Raw genomic sequence first — 16,269 nt, forward strand, 5'->3', positions numbered from 1 at the left:
ACGCCGAGTTGAGGTGTACTTCAACTGGGCGTGTTCTTATTGCGCATGCGGCCGGGCGGTTAAATCAACTCCCAGCGCCCGCATCACCACCTACATAGTTTTTAGTGTAGGGTTCTCGCTTTCGCTGAACGACTTGTAAAGCTGCTCTCTGGCCAGCCCCGTTTCCTTCGCCAACTCGGTCATTCCCTTAGCGCGGGCAACCACTCCCATAGCCTTAACTATATTGGCGGCGTCTCCAGTGTCCAAAGCGTCTGCGAGGAACACCGCAATCGCCTCTGGGCCGTCCAGCGCTTGCGCGGGATCGTAGTCATAAATTAGCTCAGTCATTGCGGCCTCTACTCATTTGTTAGGCGTTTTGCCGTTTCTATGTCCCTAGTCTGTTTGCTCTTGTCTCAACCATATAGCAGGATGACGATTTCTGTCCCGCGCTGCTGGAAGTAAGCCCGGTAGCCAGGGTCATAATGAATTCTCAACTCGCCCATTCCCTGGCCGACTGGTGACACGTCGCTGGGTAGACCATTCGCCAAACGGAAGATGCGAGCGGCAATTGCGGCCTTTTCCCGCCAATCCTTCAGCTTGTGCGAAATTGCACTCCAGTTGACCACCCGTTTGCATTCGACTTGACCTGTTATTTGCATCCGATCTGACCAGCACGCTTCGTAATCATGACCGGCAGAGAACGCCCCTAACCGGACCGTCGCGACGGGCGGCGCTAGCTGCAATCTGCCATCTTTCGCGATTACGCTCATGGCCCCGAAGCTGGACGGGCTCAGTGGCTACGTTGGTTTGTGGTTCCGTTGCTCCCTAATCCGGGGGGTGGGGAGTAACGGAACAGAAACTGCACATAAGTCGGATTGGCTTAGCTAACGATTTTTTCCGAATTCTGCGGGTTCCCCATCCGCGGATAAGAAACCCTGAACTGACACTACTCGTAGCGCCATAAATTTTCATTTCACTTGGCACGCATAATGGCAAGATTTGAGGTGCTTAGGCAGATGGTGAGGTGTAGGTTTCCGGCTTCAGAGCAATCGCGCCGTCAACCATCTCTACGGTCAAGAGGTCCCCGAGCCCCAGACCCATTTGCGCAAGTAGTTCTGGGGGTAAATCGACTATGAAGTCACCGCTTCCATCTGCGGCCATCTGCGGCGTCTTGGCATCTGACAGTCCGGGTTTTGCTTTCGACCATGATATAAACCTCTGCTCGTGCAACGAATCTAACTGATTAGTATGTTTGAGCATCGGTTTGAGTCTTTTGGTCCTGCTCGGAGTCAGTCTGACTGAGCGTTTCCAATGTAATACCTAAAGAACTGAGTGTGTGACGAGTAATCATGAGTGGCAGCTCTGCGGGGATGCCGTCATCGTCATCGAGAAAAATCGGTGCACATGGGCTGTCTCAGTATTCATTTTGAAGGCTTCCTGAGCTGATGTGGGTTGTGTAGCGCTTTATTGCACACGACCCCTGTTCGTAAGGTACGAAGGTCTAATCTTGAGGTGGGTTCTTATTCACGAAGGCCTGTACCTCGTCATCATTCCCGGCTCCTACGCTATTACCATCAAACATAGGTAAATCGCTTGGATGTTCAGCTTTCACTGCCGAGCTGTGCTGAGTATGCGCACCATTCGGGGCGCAGGTAAATCCAGCTCCAGTTCCCATGGCCTCCGAAAAGCTTGAGAAACCACCTCCAGCGGAATTGTTTGACTCTTGAACTCCGCCAAAGGCGAACCCTCTGCTGTCCGTCTCCGTGGAGGCAAAGCCCATCTGTGCGGATTTGAACGCCGCTGACAGCGCAGACATGCCTCCAGTCGCCTGTGTGGCACCAGCCAAGGCTGAGGCCCCTGCAGAGGCGGCAGCGGATGCTGCCATCGTTGCAGCACCTATGGCCGCCCCAGCCCCAAAGCTACCGATGCCGGAGGATTGCCCTCCTGAACCCACTATCCCAGCCAGCATAGGTGGCAACTTGTTAACCAGGGTGAGCAGAACAACAGATGCTACGAGCAGAACGCACAAACTGTTCAGGTCGGGCGTTCCGGCCTTAAACGCTGTGTAGTATTGGTCTATGAAAGATTTTCCGATGCCTATCAGCAAGATCATTGTGAAAAGCTGAATACCAATGCCGAGTACTGCTTTGTAAAAGCTGATCGCAATATCTGAGGTCCAACGGCTTCCTCCGAACCCTAATAAAAAAACTCCGGCGTATGCCAGAAGCCATGCAGATACGAGTAGTAGCAGCATATTTACTGCAATGAGGGCTAGAACTACTAATACCACTATTGCAGCCACGAGCATTACTGCAGAAACAACCGGAGACAGCAGGGATGCTGATTCGCTGACTTTCGACAAAATACTAAAACCGATGTCTACAATCCCTGATGGGGAAAGTCCATTGCCGAGACCTGAAGCTTCGGCACTGATGGTGCGCATGGTGTTGATAATGGATAAAGATATGGCCGGACCGTTTATCAATAGCCACCAGAAAAAACCAAGTGTTCCAAAAAACTTTATGGTTTCGGCGAAAAATTCCTGAATATCCGCTCGTCGCAGAGCCATGAACCCATACGTCCAAACCATGCTCACGAGCGCCAGACTCCAGAATAGCCAAGTGGCCGCACGAAGGATTTTGGATTGCCAGGTAATGGCTACTGCAGAGAAGCTATCTAGGATTTGGTTCAGCATATTCCCGCTGTCCAAGTCTGCAGCCTGAGCCGCTTGTGCGCTGATGAGTGCTGCGAGCAGTAGGTGAGTCGAAATGAGCTTTTTCATGCGGTCACCATTGCCTGTCGTTGCTTTGGGTGTTTTTGTGGCTAAGTGCGCAAGCATCTCTAATCGCTTGCTGATCTGTTTTCGAAAGCCCTGTGGTGACGTCATTACACTTCAGCGTCTTAGAGCTGTGCTGATCGTTGCAGCCGCATACGAGGCTAATCAGCAGGGTGATACAGGTTAAGGTTCGACAGTGCATATCTGCTCCTTACCAGGATCTTTCAGCGCTCTGGCTGTTATTGCCCGAGAGTGCATGTTGGTCGGCGGCTTGTTGCTGGGACTCTCGATCACCTGCTATCTGAGCTTCAGTAGCTACGGCACTTTCCTGTGCAACGAGCAAGCTTCGGATTTGGATGAGCTGATTGGCTTGGGCACTAGCCAGTTGGTTCGCCGATTGGATCGCTTGCATTTGCCCTTCAGCGTTGACGGCTTGGCGCTGCATGTTTGCCAAGTTATTGGCATCCCGCTGTAGGGTGTTTTGTTGGCGATCAACGCTCATCAAAAGGGCGTCAGTGCTTAATTTGCGGGCAGTGCTGGCCTCTGCACGAGCAGTGGCGATGGCCCGTTGATCCTGATCTGAGCAATCTTGAGTCCCAAAGCAAGGGGACGCTGAATAATGTGAGGTGTCCTGAAATTTGGATAAGTAGTCTTCGAGGCTGCCCGCTTGGTTCCTGTAGTAGCTGAGGGTGTTCTGAGCCTCCAGCAGCTTTGTTATCGTTTGATCTGCCTGATCCCAGATATAGGATGAAGGTGCAACAGTGTTCTGCAGCATATTTTCGTACTGCATTAGCTGAGTTCGGTACTGCTCAATCTGCTTTACGACAGCGGCGACACTCTGCATTGCACTGATTGTGGTCTGCCCCAAATTCAATCCGTCGGCAACGGGTATACCTGCAAGAGCTGGTTGCAGATGTGTAGTTGCGATTGTCAGCAAACACCCAACGATAAAACCTTTGGTTTTGTTCATGGGAACTCCAAGAAGGAACCCCGAATATTTTCGGGATTTTTTAGCGGCTAAAATTTTAAGGACTGCACCAAGTGCAGCATTTCGCTCTGGTTTGTCTCGATTCGTTTTAACAACGCCCTTACTACGCCGGGTGTCCAAGCACTGCCCGTGATGGCTAGCTTGGCGTCATCGGTCAACCAGAGCTTTAAGAGCCCGCCTAAACGACCTTGGTCAGCATTGACCTTTGCGAGCTGATGCACGCACTGCGAGTCGATAGTTCCTTTAATTACGTGTCCAAGGCTCAGGCGGCGTAGATATTCGGCCACTGTCAGGCTTGCTCGGGCTGCGTTTTCTTTAATGACTATTTCCTCGCTGGCTAAGACGGGAACTCTCAAGTGCTTGCCATATTTCCTTGAGTCCGCACGGGATCTATTCGATTGCATCAGATACTTCTCCTGTCGTAACGATGATGTTTTTCTCGCGGTAGCGAGATGCCTCGCAGAGCAAGAAAGCGTTGAGTGCCGCCAGGCGCGAATAAGTAATAGTGGAATTAGCTAGCCGGCTTGCCGGTTGGCTAACTTCACCTATCTTGCCCTTAATTTCAGTGTTTCTATCGTGAGCCGAGAAGTGTTCTTTGTCTAGATAGCGACGGGTTCTATCTTGAACAATTTAAATTGTTCGCTTCAAGCATGCGAATGAACAGCGCCCAAACGGTTTAATAACAGTTGAACGGTATAGGAACGCTAGATGTCCGGTTCAGCAACACTTGATTGATCGGTTGCAGAAGTTTCTAATTTGTTGGGTTCTGAGCAAAGCTGGTGGGTGTACCGTCGAAATGCTTGATAGCCGAACTGGATAGATCTTTCGTTTCGTAGTGCTTCCCATATTTGTAAAATTGACCACCCCTTGTCGATCGCACCTTGGATGTCAGTTCTTTGGATGATTAATGCTGCTCGGTTTTTATCACCAGTTGAGGCGTCTTCCGTATCTATGACCCGCTCTGCTATTCGCAGGGATAATGGTTTTATCGAAATTTCTGTAGGATTAGCTGCTTTCGCCATCATTTGGCCCCCCATCTGTTGTTGTAGTGCCCGGGCTGGAGTGTTTACTTCGCCTATTTCCTCTTAACTTTGTTAGATGCTCGATTCCCACTGGCGAACGCTTTGAGTTCTTAACACTTGAGGGGCTAATTTCGGTATTTCTTTTCTGACCTGATGCTTTCGTAGGCGGTATCTTTTTTTCGCTTGGGCTAGCGGTCGAAGGAGAGGCGCGAAAATTGTACTCTCCAGCTCGGTACCGTTTGAGCACACCGCAAAACCACCGAAGGGGAGTGGTTCTGATGGACCCAGCCCTAACTGCTACAGTCAGCTCGTCAATCAGCTTCTGATGGTCCTCTGAAGGTACATCACCCAATGCCCGACAGATTTTATCTTTGTCGGGTTCCGAAGTGTTCGGCGGGAAGCGTAGTTTCGACGTTGCTTCCACTAGCTCGGTTTGTGCCGAGTCAGTAGTAGTATTTTTGCTTTTAAGTTTCTTGTTACTACTAGTATTTATTAGGGTTGGATTTTCCGATTCTTGATGATCCTGTATCGGATCATCCATTTTCGGTTTTTTACAACGTGGTGAAATATCAAGGCCCTCAGGCGCATCGGTTACATGCCATGTAGTTTTGGTGAACCTTCCCGAAGCGTCCTGCTCCCTTTCGATTTGCAGATACCCTGCTTCCTCAAGCTCCTTAAGTCCACTCCTTGTGGCGCCAGCCTTGGTTCCTCGTTGGGTTGACAGATATTCAAGGGTTAATCTGAAAGTCGGTGATGCTGAAAGTAAGTAAACGAGTAGTCCAAGTGACTTCCAGCTCAATCTCGTATCCTTGATTATATCGTTGGGCAGAACCGTGAAATGACTATTAACCTTCCGTTTAAGAATGATTGAATTGGACATTTATCTCAGGCCTGATCAATGACTTTTGCAATATCCGCTGTGCGGAAATATACACGACGACCGATTTTTACGCGGCATGGCAGAATACGGCGCGAAAAGTCGTTATCGCCGCCAAGGCTTATTCGCAAGCCATCTTTGCTGCGGTGAAGGACTTCTGCCAGTTGCTCTATCGAAAGTAATGGTGCGCCTGCATAGCGAGCTAGTAGTGTTTCTTCAGTAGTCATATTTGTCGCTCGTTTAAGTAATGTGAGCGATGATAGAGCTAGTTATGAATAGTTTTAAAGTATTTTTTGATATTTTTTATAATGTCAAATTACTTTAGCTAAAGCTGTGTGATTTTTATAGCTAAACATTTGCTGCGTAGTGGTAGTCGATAGGAGTGGTGAGTTATTTGTGTTCTGTCTGGGTGTTGTGGTTTTAGCCGCTAAAAAATATAGCGGCTAAAACTTTTGGTTCGATATATGCGTTGTTTGTTTGGTCTTGCTCTGGATTTTTGTATTGATGTTTAGCTTAAGATCTAAACTTTCATAGAGTCGATTTTATCTAGTTTCGCTACTAAGTCTTCTGAACGTAAATGCGTATATCTCTTGAGCATTTGCATAGATTTGTGACCGCTAATAGCGGAGACCTCCTGATCCGACAAGCCTCCCTCCACCAGGCGACTCACTGCTTCATGCCGTAAATCGTGAAATCTAAAATCAGGTAGCTTGAGCTTCTTCTTTAGCTGCCCCCAGATTTTGGTGAATGTGTACGGCCTGCGCTTTCCGTCCTTCCCAGGCTCACCAAAAAACATCAGATTGCAGTCGATTGGTCGCACAGGGTTATCCATCGCAGCTTTGAATACTTCTGTGGCGCGTTTGCTCAGCGGGACGGTTCGCGATGAGTCGTTCTTTGTGTCTGAGAGGCGTATGACACGCTTTGCCAAATCCACCTGAGGACGCCGTAGGGATGAGATCTCAGACGAGCGCATACCCGTTTCCAAGGCGATGCATACAATCCAGCCCAGCATAGGGTTGCTGTGTCGATTCACGGCGGCGAGCAAATGGCGTTCTTCCTCCGGCGAGAGTCGACGATCACGACCATCTCCCGGGCTTGGCTTGCGAATGTTCAGCACTGGATTGAACGTCAGGCCCAATCCCCACTCCTGAATAGCGACGGTGTACAGGTGGCTCAACAGAGCCAACTCTAGGCGCACAGTGTTGTTGCTGATGTTTCCATTGCGGCCGGGCTCACTCAGTCGCTTGTCGCGATAGCCGGCAATGATTTCTGCAGAGAGGGCAGCGAGAGAGTATTTGCCCAGATGCTCTATGAGCTTCTTGGCTTTGGTGATTTCACCGCGCTGGGTGCTGGGCTTCTTGGTGGGGGTGATGTCGCTCAGGTAGCGCTTAAGTGCAGCCTCAAGCGTCATGCGTTCGGAGCCGCTGCGCTGGATGTACACACCTCTGACCATTTCGTCTTCGGTGCGTCGAGACCAGTCCTCAGCATCACGCTTGGTGCGGAAGGTTTTAGCCACGGTAGGCCAGCCAGTTTTGCGAATCAGTGCCTTCCAGGTGCCGGAAGGTGTTTTGACGAGTGTTGCCATGAGAGGGTGCTCCTAGGCGGCTGGCGAACCAGCACTGTACCTAATTTGTACCCTTGGAGCGAAGGACTGTAAAAACAGTGAGCACTCCAGAAACACGAAAGCCGCGCAGTGCGCGGCTTTGAGTATGGTGGGCCCAGTAGGACTCGAACCTACGACCAAGGGATTATGAGTCCCCTGCTCTAACCAACTGAGCTATAGGCCCTTAGTAAGCCGGGGATTATAACCATGGTTTCTAAGGAGTGCTATCCGAAAAATCTTTATTGGAGGTGCGATGAAACCTCGGTGCGAAATTCGTCGCATTTAAAGGCGTGCGGCTGCCGCAGCGCTGGATGTGTTCGCAGCTTTCGGCTGGATTTTTTGGATGCAGGGGGACGTGGGAGGCTGTGATGCCTGGAAAGCAAAACCCCCGGCAGGGCCGGGGGTTTTGGGATCACTCGTCGAGGAAGGAGCGTAGGTGCTCGCTTCGCGTCGGGTGGCGTAGCTTGCGCAACGCTTTGGCTTCGATCTGACGAATCCGCTCACGGGTCACGTCGAACTGTTTACCAACCTCCTCAAGGGTGTGGTCAGTATTCATGTCGATACCGAAACGCATGCGCAATACTTTGGCTTCACGTGCCGTCAGGCCGCCGAGTACGTCGCGTGTCGCTTCTTTAAGGCTCTCAACGGTGGCTACATCGATTGGCGACTGCATAGTCGAGTCTTCGATGAAGTCGCCCAGATGGGAGTCTTCGTCATCACCGATCGGGGTTTCCATGGAGATCGGTTCTTTAGCGATCTTCAATACCTTGCGGATTTTGTCCTCAGGCATTTCCATGCGTTCGCCCAGCTCTTCCGGGGTCGGTTCACGGCCCATTTCCTGCAACATCTGGCGGGAAATACGGTTGAGCTTGTTGATCGTCTCGATCATGTGCACCGGAATACGGATGGTGCGGGCCTGGTCGGCGATCGAGCGAGTGATCGCCTGACGGATCCACCAGGTGGCATAAGTCGAGAATTTGTAGCCGCGGCGGTATTCAAACTTGTCTACTGCTTTCATCAAGCCGATGTTGCCTTCCTGGATCAGGTCTAGGAACTGCAAGCCACGGTTGGTGTACTTCTTGGCGATCGAGATCACCAGACGCAGGTTGGCTTCAACCATCTCTTTCTTCGCGCGGCGGGCCTTGGCCTCACCGATCGACATGCGACGGTTGATGTCCTTGATTTCAGCAACGGTCAGGCCGGTTTCTTCTTCCAGTGCCGACAGTTTTTGCTGGCAACGGATGATGTCCGGTTGCAAGCGGCCTATGGCTTCAGCGTATTTGCTTTTGCCTTTGGCCAGCGAATCGCTCCAGCTTTCGTCAACTTCGTTGCCCGGGAACAGGCGCAGGAAGTCGGCGCGTGGCATACGTGCATCACGTACGCACAGTTGCATGATGGCGCGCTCTTGTGCACGCAGACGCTCCAGGGCGCTGCGAACACGCTCAACCAAACCTTCGAATTGCTTCGGCACCAGTTTGATCGGCATGAACAGCTCAGCCAGTGCAACCAGCTCGATGATGGCTTGCTTGCTGTCGCGGCCGTGCTTTTTCAAGGCTTTGCGAGTGGCTTCCATCTGATCGGAGACGGCACCAAAACGCTGGGCGGCAATGATCGGATCCGGACCGCTTTCGGCTTCTTCTTCATCATCGGAAGCTGATTCGTCGTCTTCGTCGCTGTCGTCGTCAGCTTTTACAGCTTTGGAGTCGACAGGCGGCGGTACTTCGGCGGCAGGTGGCGTGATGCCGTCGTCCGGGTCGATATAACCACTCAGAACGTCGGACAGGCGGCCACCTTCGGTGGTAACGCGAGTGTACTCGGAGAGAATGTGGTCAACCGTGCCAGGGAAGTGCGCAATTGCGCTCATCACTTCACGGATGCCTTCTTCGATACGCTTGGCGATTTCGATTTCGCCTTCACGTGTCAGCAGCTCTACCGTACCCATTTCACGCATATACATACGTACAGGGTCAGTCGTACGACCAATATCGGTTTCTACTGCCGCCAACGCTGCCGCTGCTTCTTCAGCAGCTGCTTCGTCGGTGTCAGCATCGGCCAACATAAGGGCGTCCGCATCCGGGGCGCTCTCGTGTACGGGGATCCCCATGTCATTAATCATGCGGATGATGTCTTCCACTTGCTCCGGATCTGAAATATCTTCGGGCAGGTGGTCGTTGACCTCTGCGTAAGTCAGATACTTCTGCTCACGGCCGAGGGTGATCAACTCTTTGATACGAGATTGCTGTTGCGCTTTTCCGGACATAACACCCTATCCACTGAAGGTCTTGGCGGGCAAAAAACAAGCCGAGGATTATACCTTAGCTGTGACCTCACGCGCCAGTTGAGGTCGGGTTTGATGCAGGATTATTGCGACTCAAAAGGTCGCGTAACTGATTTTTTTCTTCGGTACTAAGCTCGCCTTGACGTGCTTTTCGCAGAAGTTGCTCCAGATTTCGCTCACGTTGGCGTGCTGACAAGCTAGTTATGGTGTCGAAAAACTGTTGTTCAAGGTTGTCAGCATCAATTAGCCATTCCTTTTCCAGTAGTCTTTGTAACAGTCGCCCTTGCTCGGTGCCGTGCCAGCGTGACAGCAACTGAATAGAGCTTAGCCTAGGATTTTTCTGTACGGCTTCGACCAAAGCAATCAGTAGCTGATTATTGGTCTGGTCTTCGGCCGCAAAGTGCCCGGCGTCCTCAACTTTTTTTGCAAGTTGGGGGTGATGCAGCAGTGTGCGCAAGGCGGTCAAGGTGGGCGGTTCTACGCCGACCGGAACCCAGGCCTGCTCGCGTTCACCTCCGCGTTTGCCTTTTTTGTCCCAAGGTTTGTTATCCCATTTCTTACCGCCTGCGCCCTGCTTTTTCGGGGTCCATTCCTGTTGCGGGATGTACACGTCCGGTTGCTGGAAGTCGCTGTAATCGGGCATGGCATCGTAGTCGATACCAGGGTCGTACGCGGGTTGCGCCTGGGGTTTGACGGGTGCGCTCTGGGCCAGTTGGCTGACCATGTCATGGGTTAGGCCGGTGATTTCGGTCAGTCGCTGACGCATGAGTGTGCGCAGGTTGGCTCCTGGCACTTTGTCGATCAGCGGTGCGGCCAGCGTGACCATGTGGGCCTTGCCTTCCAGCGACCGCGGGTCGGCTTCTTCGGTCAGTTGCTGGAAGAAGTAATCGGCCAGAGGTTGTGCGTGCTGATTGATGCGGGCCTTGAAAGCGTCAGTACCTTCGGAGCGCACCAAGGTGTCCGGGTCTTCTCCTTCGGGCAAGAACAGGAAACGGGCACGGCGCCCGTCCTGCAAGCAGGAGAGGGTGGCCTCAAGGGCGCGCCAGGCGGCGTTGCGACCCGCCTGGTCACCGTCAAAGCAGAATAGAACGCTGGGCACCACGCGAAACAGGCGTTTCATGTGTTCTTCACTGGTGGCGGTGCCGAGGGTGGCGACGGCATTGCGCAGGCCCTGCTGGGCCAGTGCGATCACGTCCATGTAACCTTCCACCACGATGATCTCATCGAGGCTGCGGTTGAACTTGCGTGCTTCGAACAGCCCGTACAGTTCCTGGCCCTTATGAAACACAGGGGTTTCCGGGGAGTTCAGGTACTTCGGTTTGTCGTCGCCCAACACGCGCCCGCCGAACGCAATGATACGGCCCCGGCTGTCGCGAATCGGGAACATGACACGGTCGCGAAAACGGTCATAGCGTTTGCCGGTCTCGGCGTTCTCCACCAGCAGCCCGGCATCAATCATCGCCTTTTGCTGCAGAGTGTCACTGCTCAAGTGCTTATACAGGTTGTCCCAACCGGGCGGGGCAAAGCCCAGGCCGAAGTCGCGGGCAATCTCGCCGGTCAAGCCGCGGCCTTTCAAGTACTCGACTGCGACTTTGCGCGCGGGATGGCTCTTGAGTGCTTGCCGGTAAAAGTCGGCTGCGGCGGTCAAAAGCGGGTAAAGCGGTGAGTCGGTCGGTTGACGTGGCTTGTGAGAGCGGCCGCTTTCTTCTCGTGGGACTTCCATGCCGGCAGCTTTCGCCAGTTCTTCGACGGCCTGGGGAAAGTCCAGGTTGTCGTGGTCCATGATGAAGCCAAGGGCGTTGCCGCCTGCGCCGCAGCCAAAACAGTAATAAAACTGTTTGTCGGGGCTGACACTGAACGACGGTGTTTTCTCTTTGTGGAACGGGCAGCAGGCAGTGTAGTTCTTGCCGGCTTTTTTCATTTGCACGCGCGAGCTGACAACATCGACGATGTCGGTGCGGTTCAGAAGGTCGTCAATAAAGCTCTGGGGGATTAACCCGGCCATGGCGTTCTCGTCATCACGGTGCAGAAATTATCCCAGATGAGTGGCTTGCTCATGATGGCGTGCACGGGAGTGCGTTGCTCGATCGTGTGGCGTCTGCTCAGTCATTATGGGGAAGTGTATCTGTCGAATCTCATCTGACTAGCGTTTAATCAGCACGAATATGTTCGATAGGTGTTGCGCTTTGAGTCCGAATTGACCAGTGGTGGGTCTCGGGTTGCTCACTAGCAGGTACAGGAGAAGTACCTTGGGCCGATCATCTTGGGAGAGATCGGAAAAGTGTGCTCGTCGGTAGCCTTGTTAGGCTCGTCAGTAAAGACGTGCACCGCTGGCTGTTACAACCAGGTCTGACGTGGTGTTGCGCTTTGTCGTGGTCGCATGTGCGGCCTTGACGATAGAGCATGTAACTTGCTGCAACTGCCTACGGCCCGGCTTTAGGCCGGGCTTGGCAGAAGCTTGCAACGAACGTCTGTGTATTAGTACAGACGAACGGCGCGGCGCTGCTCGCGCTGAACTTTCTTCGCGTGACGCTTAACAGCTGCTGCTGCTTTGCGCTTACGCTCAGAAGTCGGCTTCTCGTAAAATTCGCGGCTGCGAACTTCAGCCAGTACACCGGCTTTTTCGCAGGAGCGCTTGAAACGACGCAGAGCTACGTCGAAGGGTTCGTTCTCTTTTACTTTGACGGCTGGCATCCAGAGCTACCTTCATTCATTACCGGGGTCAACGTCCCAAGGCTTAATTGCGTTGTAAGACGTCGGTTTTTAAGGGTTGCGGATGTTAACCCCTCAACGGCCGGAATGCAAAGCCTCTGATCGAAAACCGCTGGTCGGGGGCGGGAGTGGCGACTATTATGCGCGCCTTCGAATTTAGCCTCAACAAGGCGTAAACCCATGCTAGTACTGGGATTAGAAACTTCCTGCGACGAAACCGGCGTCGCGCTATACGACAGTGAGCGCGGGCTTTTGGCCGATGCGCTGTTCAGTCAGATCGATCTGCACCGCGCTTATGGTGGTGTGGTGCCGGAGCTTGCCTCCAGGGATCACGTCAAACGCATGCTGCCCTTGATTCGTCAGGTGTTGGCGCAAGCGGATTGCGTGCCTACAGAGATTGACGCTATTGCCTACACGGCGGGCCCTGGGCTGGTCGGAGCCTTGCTGGTCGGGGCGTCGTGTGCCCAGGCGCTGGCCTTTGCCTGGGGTATTCCGGCTTTGGGCGTGCACCACATGGAGGGCCATTTGTTGGCTCCTATGCTGGAGGAGCACCCTCCTGAGTTTCCGTTCGTCGCTTTGTTGGTGTCCGGCGGTCATACGCAACTGGTTCGCGTCGATGGCATTGGCCAATACGAGCTGTTGGGCGAGAGCCTGGATGATGCGGCAGGTGAAGCGTTCGACAAAACCGCGAAGATGATGGGGCTTCGTTACCCGGGTGGTCCGGAGATCGCGCGCCTGGCGGCACAAGGGGTGGCGGGTCGCTTTGTGTTTCCTCGGCCGATGACCGATCGTCCGGGGCTGGCGTTCAGTTTCAGCGGCCTTAAAACCTTCGCCCTGAATACATGGCAACGCTGTGTGGACGCTGGTGAGGACACTGAGCAGGCGCGTTGCGATATTTCGCTGGCATTCCAGCAGGCGGTAGTCGAGACGCTAACGATCAAGTGCAAGCGCGCGTTGAAGCACGCCGGGATGAAGCGTCTGGTGATTGCCGGTGGGGTCAGTGCAAACAAGGCGCTGCGTGATTCTCTTGAGAAAATGCTCGGCGAGATGAACGGTCACGTGTACTACGCCCGTCCTGAGTTCTGTACCGACAATGGCGCGATGATTGCCTTTGCCGGGTGTCAGCGTTTGTTGGCCGGTCAGCATGAAAGCCTGGCGATCAGCGTGCAGGCGCGTTGGCCGATGGAGCAGTTAAAGCCGCTGTAAGTGCGGGCTGGCCGAGCGATTCAGAAATGCCGTTCGCGCCCGGCCATCAGGTCGCGTAAATTGCTGCGGTGCCGCCAGACAATGAGCGTCGTCAGGGCGCTCATGGGTAGCAGGGCTCCAGGCTCTTGCCAGGCCAGCAGAGGCAGCGTCAGGGGCGCGGCAATCAGCGATGCCAGCGAGCTGGTGCGGCTGAGTTGGAAGGTCAGCAGCCAGGCAACGGCAGCCAGCAAGGCCGCGGGCGGGTAAAGCCCTAGCAGCATGCCGGCGGCGGTGGCGACGCCCTTGCCGCCACGAAAGCGGAAGTACAGTGGATACATATGCCCGACAACGGCGCAGGCACCGATCCAGGCTTGTTGCTGGAGCGAGCAGCCCAGTTGGTAGGCCAGCAATACCGGTAAAAGCCCTTTGCACAGATCGCCAAGCAAGGTCAGGATGGCGAGCTTTTTACCGGCCAGGCGCAGCATGTTGGTTGCGCCGGCATTGCCTGAGCCACTCATTCGCGGGTCGGGATTTCCCGTCAGGCGGCTGAGCAAAATAGCGAAGGACATAGAACCAAGCAGGTAGGCGAGGATCGCCAGTAACCAAAACATGCTAACTATTCCGGGCAAGGACGCCCTGATTCTAACGGCGCATTGCGCCCTTGTCGTGCTGCGGAGAAGAGTGCTTGGACAGAGTGTTTATCGAGGGCCTGGAAGTTGACACCGTTATCGGTGCGTATGACTGGGAGCGTGGCATCCGTCAGTGCCTGCGGCTTGATCTGAGTTTTGCGTGGGATAACCGCCCGGCAGCTGCCGGAGACGACCTGACGCTGGCTTTGGATTATGCGAGCGTATCAGCGCGTATTCAGGCGTTTGCCGAGCAGGCTCAATACCAACTGGTAGAAACCTTTGCCGAGCGTTTGGCCGAAGTGTTGATGAGCGAATTCAATATTCCCTGGTTGCACCTCAAACTGACCAAGCCCGGCGCCGTTTCGGCGGCCACTGGGGTGGGTGTGGAGATTGAGCGCGGATGTCGCTGACAGAGGTTTATCTCGGGCTCGGCAGCAATGTCGAGCGGGAACAGCATTTGTGCGCCGGGCTTGAAGCGCTCGCAGAATTTTTGCATGACATGCAGTGTTCGGCTGTTTTTGAGAGTCAGCCGGTCGGCATCAAGAGCGGGCCTTTTTTCAATCTTGTGGTGTCGGCAAAAACTGACTTACTGCTGGTTGAATTAAGCCGACGTTTAAAGCTGATTGAAGCGGATAACGGCCGTTACGCTCATGATCGCAAGGGGCTACCGCTGGATATCGACGTGTTGTTTTACGGGGATCTGGTGGGCAATTTTGAGGGCCTGACTTTGCCTCGCGCAGAAATTCTCAAGAACGCGTTTGTGTTGTGGCCCTTGTCTTTGATTGCGCCTGAGAAGCTGCATCTGGGCGTGGGCAAGACCCTTGCGCAGTTGTGGGCCGATGCTCAGATCGACCAGGTTCTGGCGCCTGTGGCGTTCGAGTGGCGGGGCCTGCAATTGACGCCGGCAAACCTGTTATGAATATGCCTCGCGATCTTTTAAAAGATCGCGAGGCAAGCTCGCTCCGCAGAAGAATCAGTGTTTGGCGGCGCCTTTGTAGGCTTGCAGGGCCTTGAGGCGTTCATGATTGAGGGCCTTGCCCAGCTCGGGGCCTTTGAAACCTTGCTCGATCAACGGTTGAACTGCTACGGCTTGGGCTGCCAAGGCCGCACCGCGCAAGTAATCAGCTTGCGGATAAGCGCGATCTTCCAGGCCTAAACGCCCTCTGGCGTCCATCTCGCATGCCACCACGAACTCTTCAAAACGCTGCGGGCGGCGGTATACGTCAAAACGCTGCAGCAGATCCAGCAATGTCGAAGCTCGAAGTTCAAGGGCGCGATGGCCATGGGTGTGATACTCGCCCACCAACAGCGCCAACTCTTGGCAATCTCTCGGAACTTTGTAGCGCTCGTTGACGGCTTTGATCAGGCGCAGCCCTTTGTGTTCGTGGGCAATATGCCTTGGCCAGTCGCTTTCGGGGGTTAGCCCTTTACCCAAGTCGTGTAGCAGGCATGCCCAGCGCACTGTCAGTGGTTGCTGATGCAAAGCCGCCTGTTCAAGCACGCTGAGTGTATGCAGACCGCTGTCGATTTCCGGGTGATGGGCGGGAGGTTGCGGTACGCCAAAGAGTGCGTTGACCTCTGGGAGCAACACTTCAAGCGCACCACAACTGCGCAGCACTTCTATGAATACCTGTGGGTGATCTTCCATCAGCGCGCGGGACATTTCTTTCCAACAGCGTTCTGGCGTCAGTGCCTTTAATTCGCCAGAGGCTGACAGTTGGCGCATCAGTTCCAATGTCTCGGGGGCGATGCAGAAGCCCAGCCCGGCATAGCGTGCGGCAAATCGGGCTACACGCAAAACGCGCAGGGGGTCTTCGGCGAAAGCGGGGGAGACGTGGCGCAGAATGCGCGCCTCGAGGTCCTGCTGCCCGTGATACGGGTCGGTTACATTGCCGTCGTCGTCTTCGGCCATGGCGTTGATGGTCAAATCACGACGAATCAGGTCTTCTTCAAGGGTGACATCGGGGCTGGCATGGAAAACGAAGCCGCCATAGCCATGGCCACTTTTACGTTCGGTTCGGGCAAGTGCGTATTCTTCACCGGTTTTTGGGTGAAGAAACACCGGGAAGTCCGACCCGACCGGGCGATATCCTTCAGCGAGCATCTGCTCGGCAGTGGCGCCCACTACGACCCGGTCGATATCGGTGACCGGTTTGCCCAGCAAGCGATCGCGCACCGCGCCGCCCACTTTATAGATCTTCATAAAAAGCCTCCGTTAGC

The 16,269-nt window shown here is 54.0% G+C and carries 16 protein-coding genes, 1 tRNA gene and 1 pseudogene; 3 read left to right on the forward strand and 15 right to left on the reverse strand.

Going from position 1 to position 16,269, the window contains the following annotated elements:
- Nucleotides 1–90 precede the first annotated feature (90 nt).
- From NTD86_RS06000 to rpsU, 13 genes and pseudogenes are all read right to left on the reverse strand, one after another.
- The gene (locus NTD86_RS06000) at nucleotides 91–327 is read right to left on the reverse strand and encodes an addiction module antidote protein (protein WP_262201240.1); all 237 of its coding nucleotides are present in this window, start codon (nucleotides 325–327) and stop codon (nucleotides 91–93) included.
- Between the two features lie 68 nt (nucleotides 328–395).
- Nucleotides 396–638 (reverse strand): annotated as a pseudogene (locus NTD86_RS06005) (type II toxin-antitoxin system RelE/ParE family toxin); the annotation flags it as partial.
- Between the two features lie 349 nt (nucleotides 639–987).
- Nucleotides 988–1,239, reverse strand: coding sequence for an AbrB/MazE/SpoVT family DNA-binding domain-containing protein (locus NTD86_RS06010; RefSeq protein ID WP_315974725.1), 252 nt, complete (start codon nucleotides 1,237–1,239; stop codon nucleotides 988–990).
- A gap of 241 nt (nucleotides 1,240–1,480) precedes the next feature.
- Nucleotides 1,481–2,761: a P-type conjugative transfer protein TrbL gene (gene trbL, locus NTD86_RS06015; protein ID WP_262201241.1), complete on the reverse strand. Its 1,281-nt coding sequence runs from the start codon at nucleotides 2,759–2,761 to the stop codon at nucleotides 1,481–1,483.
- 205 nt (nucleotides 2,762–2,966) lie between these two features.
- Nucleotides 2,967–3,725 (reverse strand): P-type conjugative transfer protein TrbJ, encoded by a 759-nt coding sequence (gene trbJ / locus NTD86_RS06020; protein ID WP_262201242.1) that lies wholly within the window; start codon nucleotides 3,723–3,725, stop codon nucleotides 2,967–2,969.
- A 47-nt stretch (nucleotides 3,726–3,772) separates the two neighbouring features.
- Entirely contained in the window at nucleotides 3,773–4,147 is a 375-nt protein-coding gene (locus NTD86_RS06025; RefSeq protein ID WP_262201243.1) for a plasmid mobilization protein, read from the reverse strand.
- A gap of 300 nt (nucleotides 4,148–4,447) precedes the next feature.
- Nucleotides 4,448–4,768, reverse strand: a complete 321-nt coding sequence (locus NTD86_RS06030; RefSeq protein ID WP_262201244.1) for a TraK family protein — start codon at nucleotides 4,766–4,768, stop codon at nucleotides 4,448–4,450.
- Between the two features lie 882 nt (nucleotides 4,769–5,650).
- Nucleotides 5,651–5,869, reverse strand: a complete 219-nt coding sequence (locus NTD86_RS06035) for a DNA-binding protein (RefSeq protein ID WP_262201245.1) — start codon at nucleotides 5,867–5,869, stop codon at nucleotides 5,651–5,653.
- A 293-nt stretch (nucleotides 5,870–6,162) separates the two neighbouring features.
- Nucleotides 6,163–7,227, reverse strand: a complete 1,065-nt coding sequence (locus tag NTD86_RS06040) for a site-specific integrase (protein ID WP_262201246.1) — start codon at nucleotides 7,225–7,227, stop codon at nucleotides 6,163–6,165.
- A 125-nt stretch (nucleotides 7,228–7,352) separates the two neighbouring features.
- Nucleotides 7,353–7,429 (reverse strand) — tRNA-Ile (locus NTD86_RS06045).
- Between the two features lie 228 nt (nucleotides 7,430–7,657).
- Nucleotides 7,658–9,505: an RNA polymerase sigma factor RpoD gene (gene rpoD / locus NTD86_RS06050; protein WP_262201247.1), complete on the reverse strand. Its 1,848-nt coding sequence runs from the start codon at nucleotides 9,503–9,505 to the stop codon at nucleotides 7,658–7,660.
- 67 nt (nucleotides 9,506–9,572) lie between these two features.
- Nucleotides 9,573–11,528 (reverse strand): DNA primase, encoded by a 1,956-nt coding sequence (gene dnaG / locus NTD86_RS06055; RefSeq protein WP_262201248.1) that lies wholly within the window; start codon nucleotides 11,526–11,528, stop codon nucleotides 9,573–9,575.
- A gap of 473 nt (nucleotides 11,529–12,001) precedes the next feature.
- Nucleotides 12,002–12,217 (reverse strand): 30S ribosomal protein S21, encoded by a 216-nt coding sequence (gene rpsU, locus NTD86_RS06060; protein WP_002551877.1) that lies wholly within the window; start codon nucleotides 12,215–12,217, stop codon nucleotides 12,002–12,004.
- A gap of 198 nt (nucleotides 12,218–12,415) precedes the next feature.
- Between rpsU and tsaD the strand changes: the two genes are divergently transcribed.
- The gene (gene tsaD, locus NTD86_RS06065) at nucleotides 12,416–13,441 is read left to right on the forward strand and encodes a tRNA (adenosine(37)-N6)-threonylcarbamoyltransferase complex transferase subunit TsaD (protein WP_262201249.1); all 1,026 of its coding nucleotides are present in this window, start codon (nucleotides 12,416–12,418) and stop codon (nucleotides 13,439–13,441) included.
- 20 nt (nucleotides 13,442–13,461) lie between these two features.
- Here tsaD and plsY read toward each other — a convergent pair whose 3' ends face one another.
- Nucleotides 13,462–14,031 (reverse strand): glycerol-3-phosphate 1-O-acyltransferase PlsY, encoded by a 570-nt coding sequence (gene plsY / locus NTD86_RS06070; RefSeq protein WP_262201250.1) that lies wholly within the window; start codon nucleotides 14,029–14,031, stop codon nucleotides 13,462–13,464.
- Between the two features lie 74 nt (nucleotides 14,032–14,105).
- On the opposite strand from plsY, the gene folB reads away from it, so the two are divergent.
- Nucleotides 14,106–14,459, forward strand: a complete 354-nt coding sequence (folB, locus tag NTD86_RS06075) for a dihydroneopterin aldolase (RefSeq protein ID WP_262201251.1) — start codon at nucleotides 14,106–14,108, stop codon at nucleotides 14,457–14,459.
- Entirely contained in the window at nucleotides 14,450–14,968 is a 519-nt protein-coding gene (gene folK / locus NTD86_RS06080) for a 2-amino-4-hydroxy-6-hydroxymethyldihydropteridine diphosphokinase (RefSeq protein WP_262201252.1), read from the forward strand. Before folB ends, folK begins: the two co-directional genes overlap by 10 nt.
- Nucleotides 14,969–15,022: 54 nt before the next feature.
- On the opposite strand, the gene NTD86_RS06085 is transcribed toward folK, so the two are convergent.
- Nucleotides 15,023–16,252 (reverse strand): multifunctional CCA addition/repair protein, encoded by a 1,230-nt coding sequence (locus tag NTD86_RS06085; RefSeq protein ID WP_262201253.1) that lies wholly within the window; start codon nucleotides 16,250–16,252, stop codon nucleotides 15,023–15,025.
- Nucleotides 16,253–16,269: the final 17 nt, after the last annotated feature.

Origin of the sequence: Pseudomonas sp. 7P_10.2_Bac1, from assembly GCF_025465935.1 — a bacterium.
GTDB lineage: Bacteria > Pseudomonadota > Gammaproteobacteria > Pseudomonadales > Pseudomonadaceae > Aquipseudomonas.

Coding starts and splice junctions, on each gene's coding strand:
- NTD86_RS06030 (WP_262201244.1), bottom strand. CDS start 4,768: ATGATGGCGAAAGCAGCTAATCCTACAGAAATTTCGATAAAACCATTA.
- rpoD (WP_262201247.1), bottom strand. CDS start 9,505: ATGTCCGGAAAAGCGCAACAGCAATCTCGTATCAAAGAGTTGATCACC.
- NTD86_RS06040 (WP_262201246.1), bottom strand. CDS start 7,227: ATGGCAACACTCGTCAAAACACCTTCCGGCACCTGGAAGGCACTGATT.
- tsaD (WP_262201249.1), top strand. CDS start 12,416: ATGCTAGTACTGGGATTAGAAACTTCCTGCGACGAAACCGGCGTCGCG.
- rpsU (WP_002551877.1), bottom strand. CDS start 12,217: ATGCCAGCCGTCAAAGTAAAAGAGAACGAACCCTTCGACGTAGCTCTG.
- folK (WP_262201252.1), top strand. CDS start 14,450: ATGTCGCTGACAGAGGTTTATCTCGGGCTCGGCAGCAATGTCGAGCGG.
- NTD86_RS06035 (WP_262201245.1), bottom strand. CDS start 5,869: ATGACTACTGAAGAAACACTACTAGCTCGCTATGCAGGCGCACCATTA.
- NTD86_RS06025 (WP_262201243.1), bottom strand. CDS start 4,147: ATGCAATCGAATAGATCCCGTGCGGACTCAAGGAAATATGGCAAGCAC.
- NTD86_RS06000 (WP_262201240.1), bottom strand. CDS start 327: ATGACTGAGCTAATTTATGACTACGATCCCGCGCAAGCGCTGGACGGC.
- NTD86_RS06085 (WP_262201253.1), bottom strand. CDS start 16,252: ATGAAGATCTATAAAGTGGGCGGCGCGGTGCGCGATCGCTTGCTGGGC.
- NTD86_RS06010 (WP_315974725.1), bottom strand. CDS start 1,239: ATGCTCAAACATACTAATCAGTTAGATTCGTTGCACGAGCAGAGGTTT.
- dnaG (WP_262201248.1), bottom strand. CDS start 11,528: ATGGCCGGGTTAATCCCCCAGAGCTTTATTGACGACCTTCTGAACCGC.
- trbJ (WP_262201242.1), bottom strand. CDS start 3,725: ATGAACAAAACCAAAGGTTTTATCGTTGGGTGTTTGCTGACAATCGCA.
- trbL (WP_262201241.1), bottom strand. CDS start 2,761: ATGAAAAAGCTCATTTCGACTCACCTACTGCTCGCAGCACTCATCAGC.
- plsY (WP_262201250.1), bottom strand. CDS start 14,031: ATGTTTTGGTTACTGGCGATCCTCGCCTACCTGCTTGGTTCTATGTCC.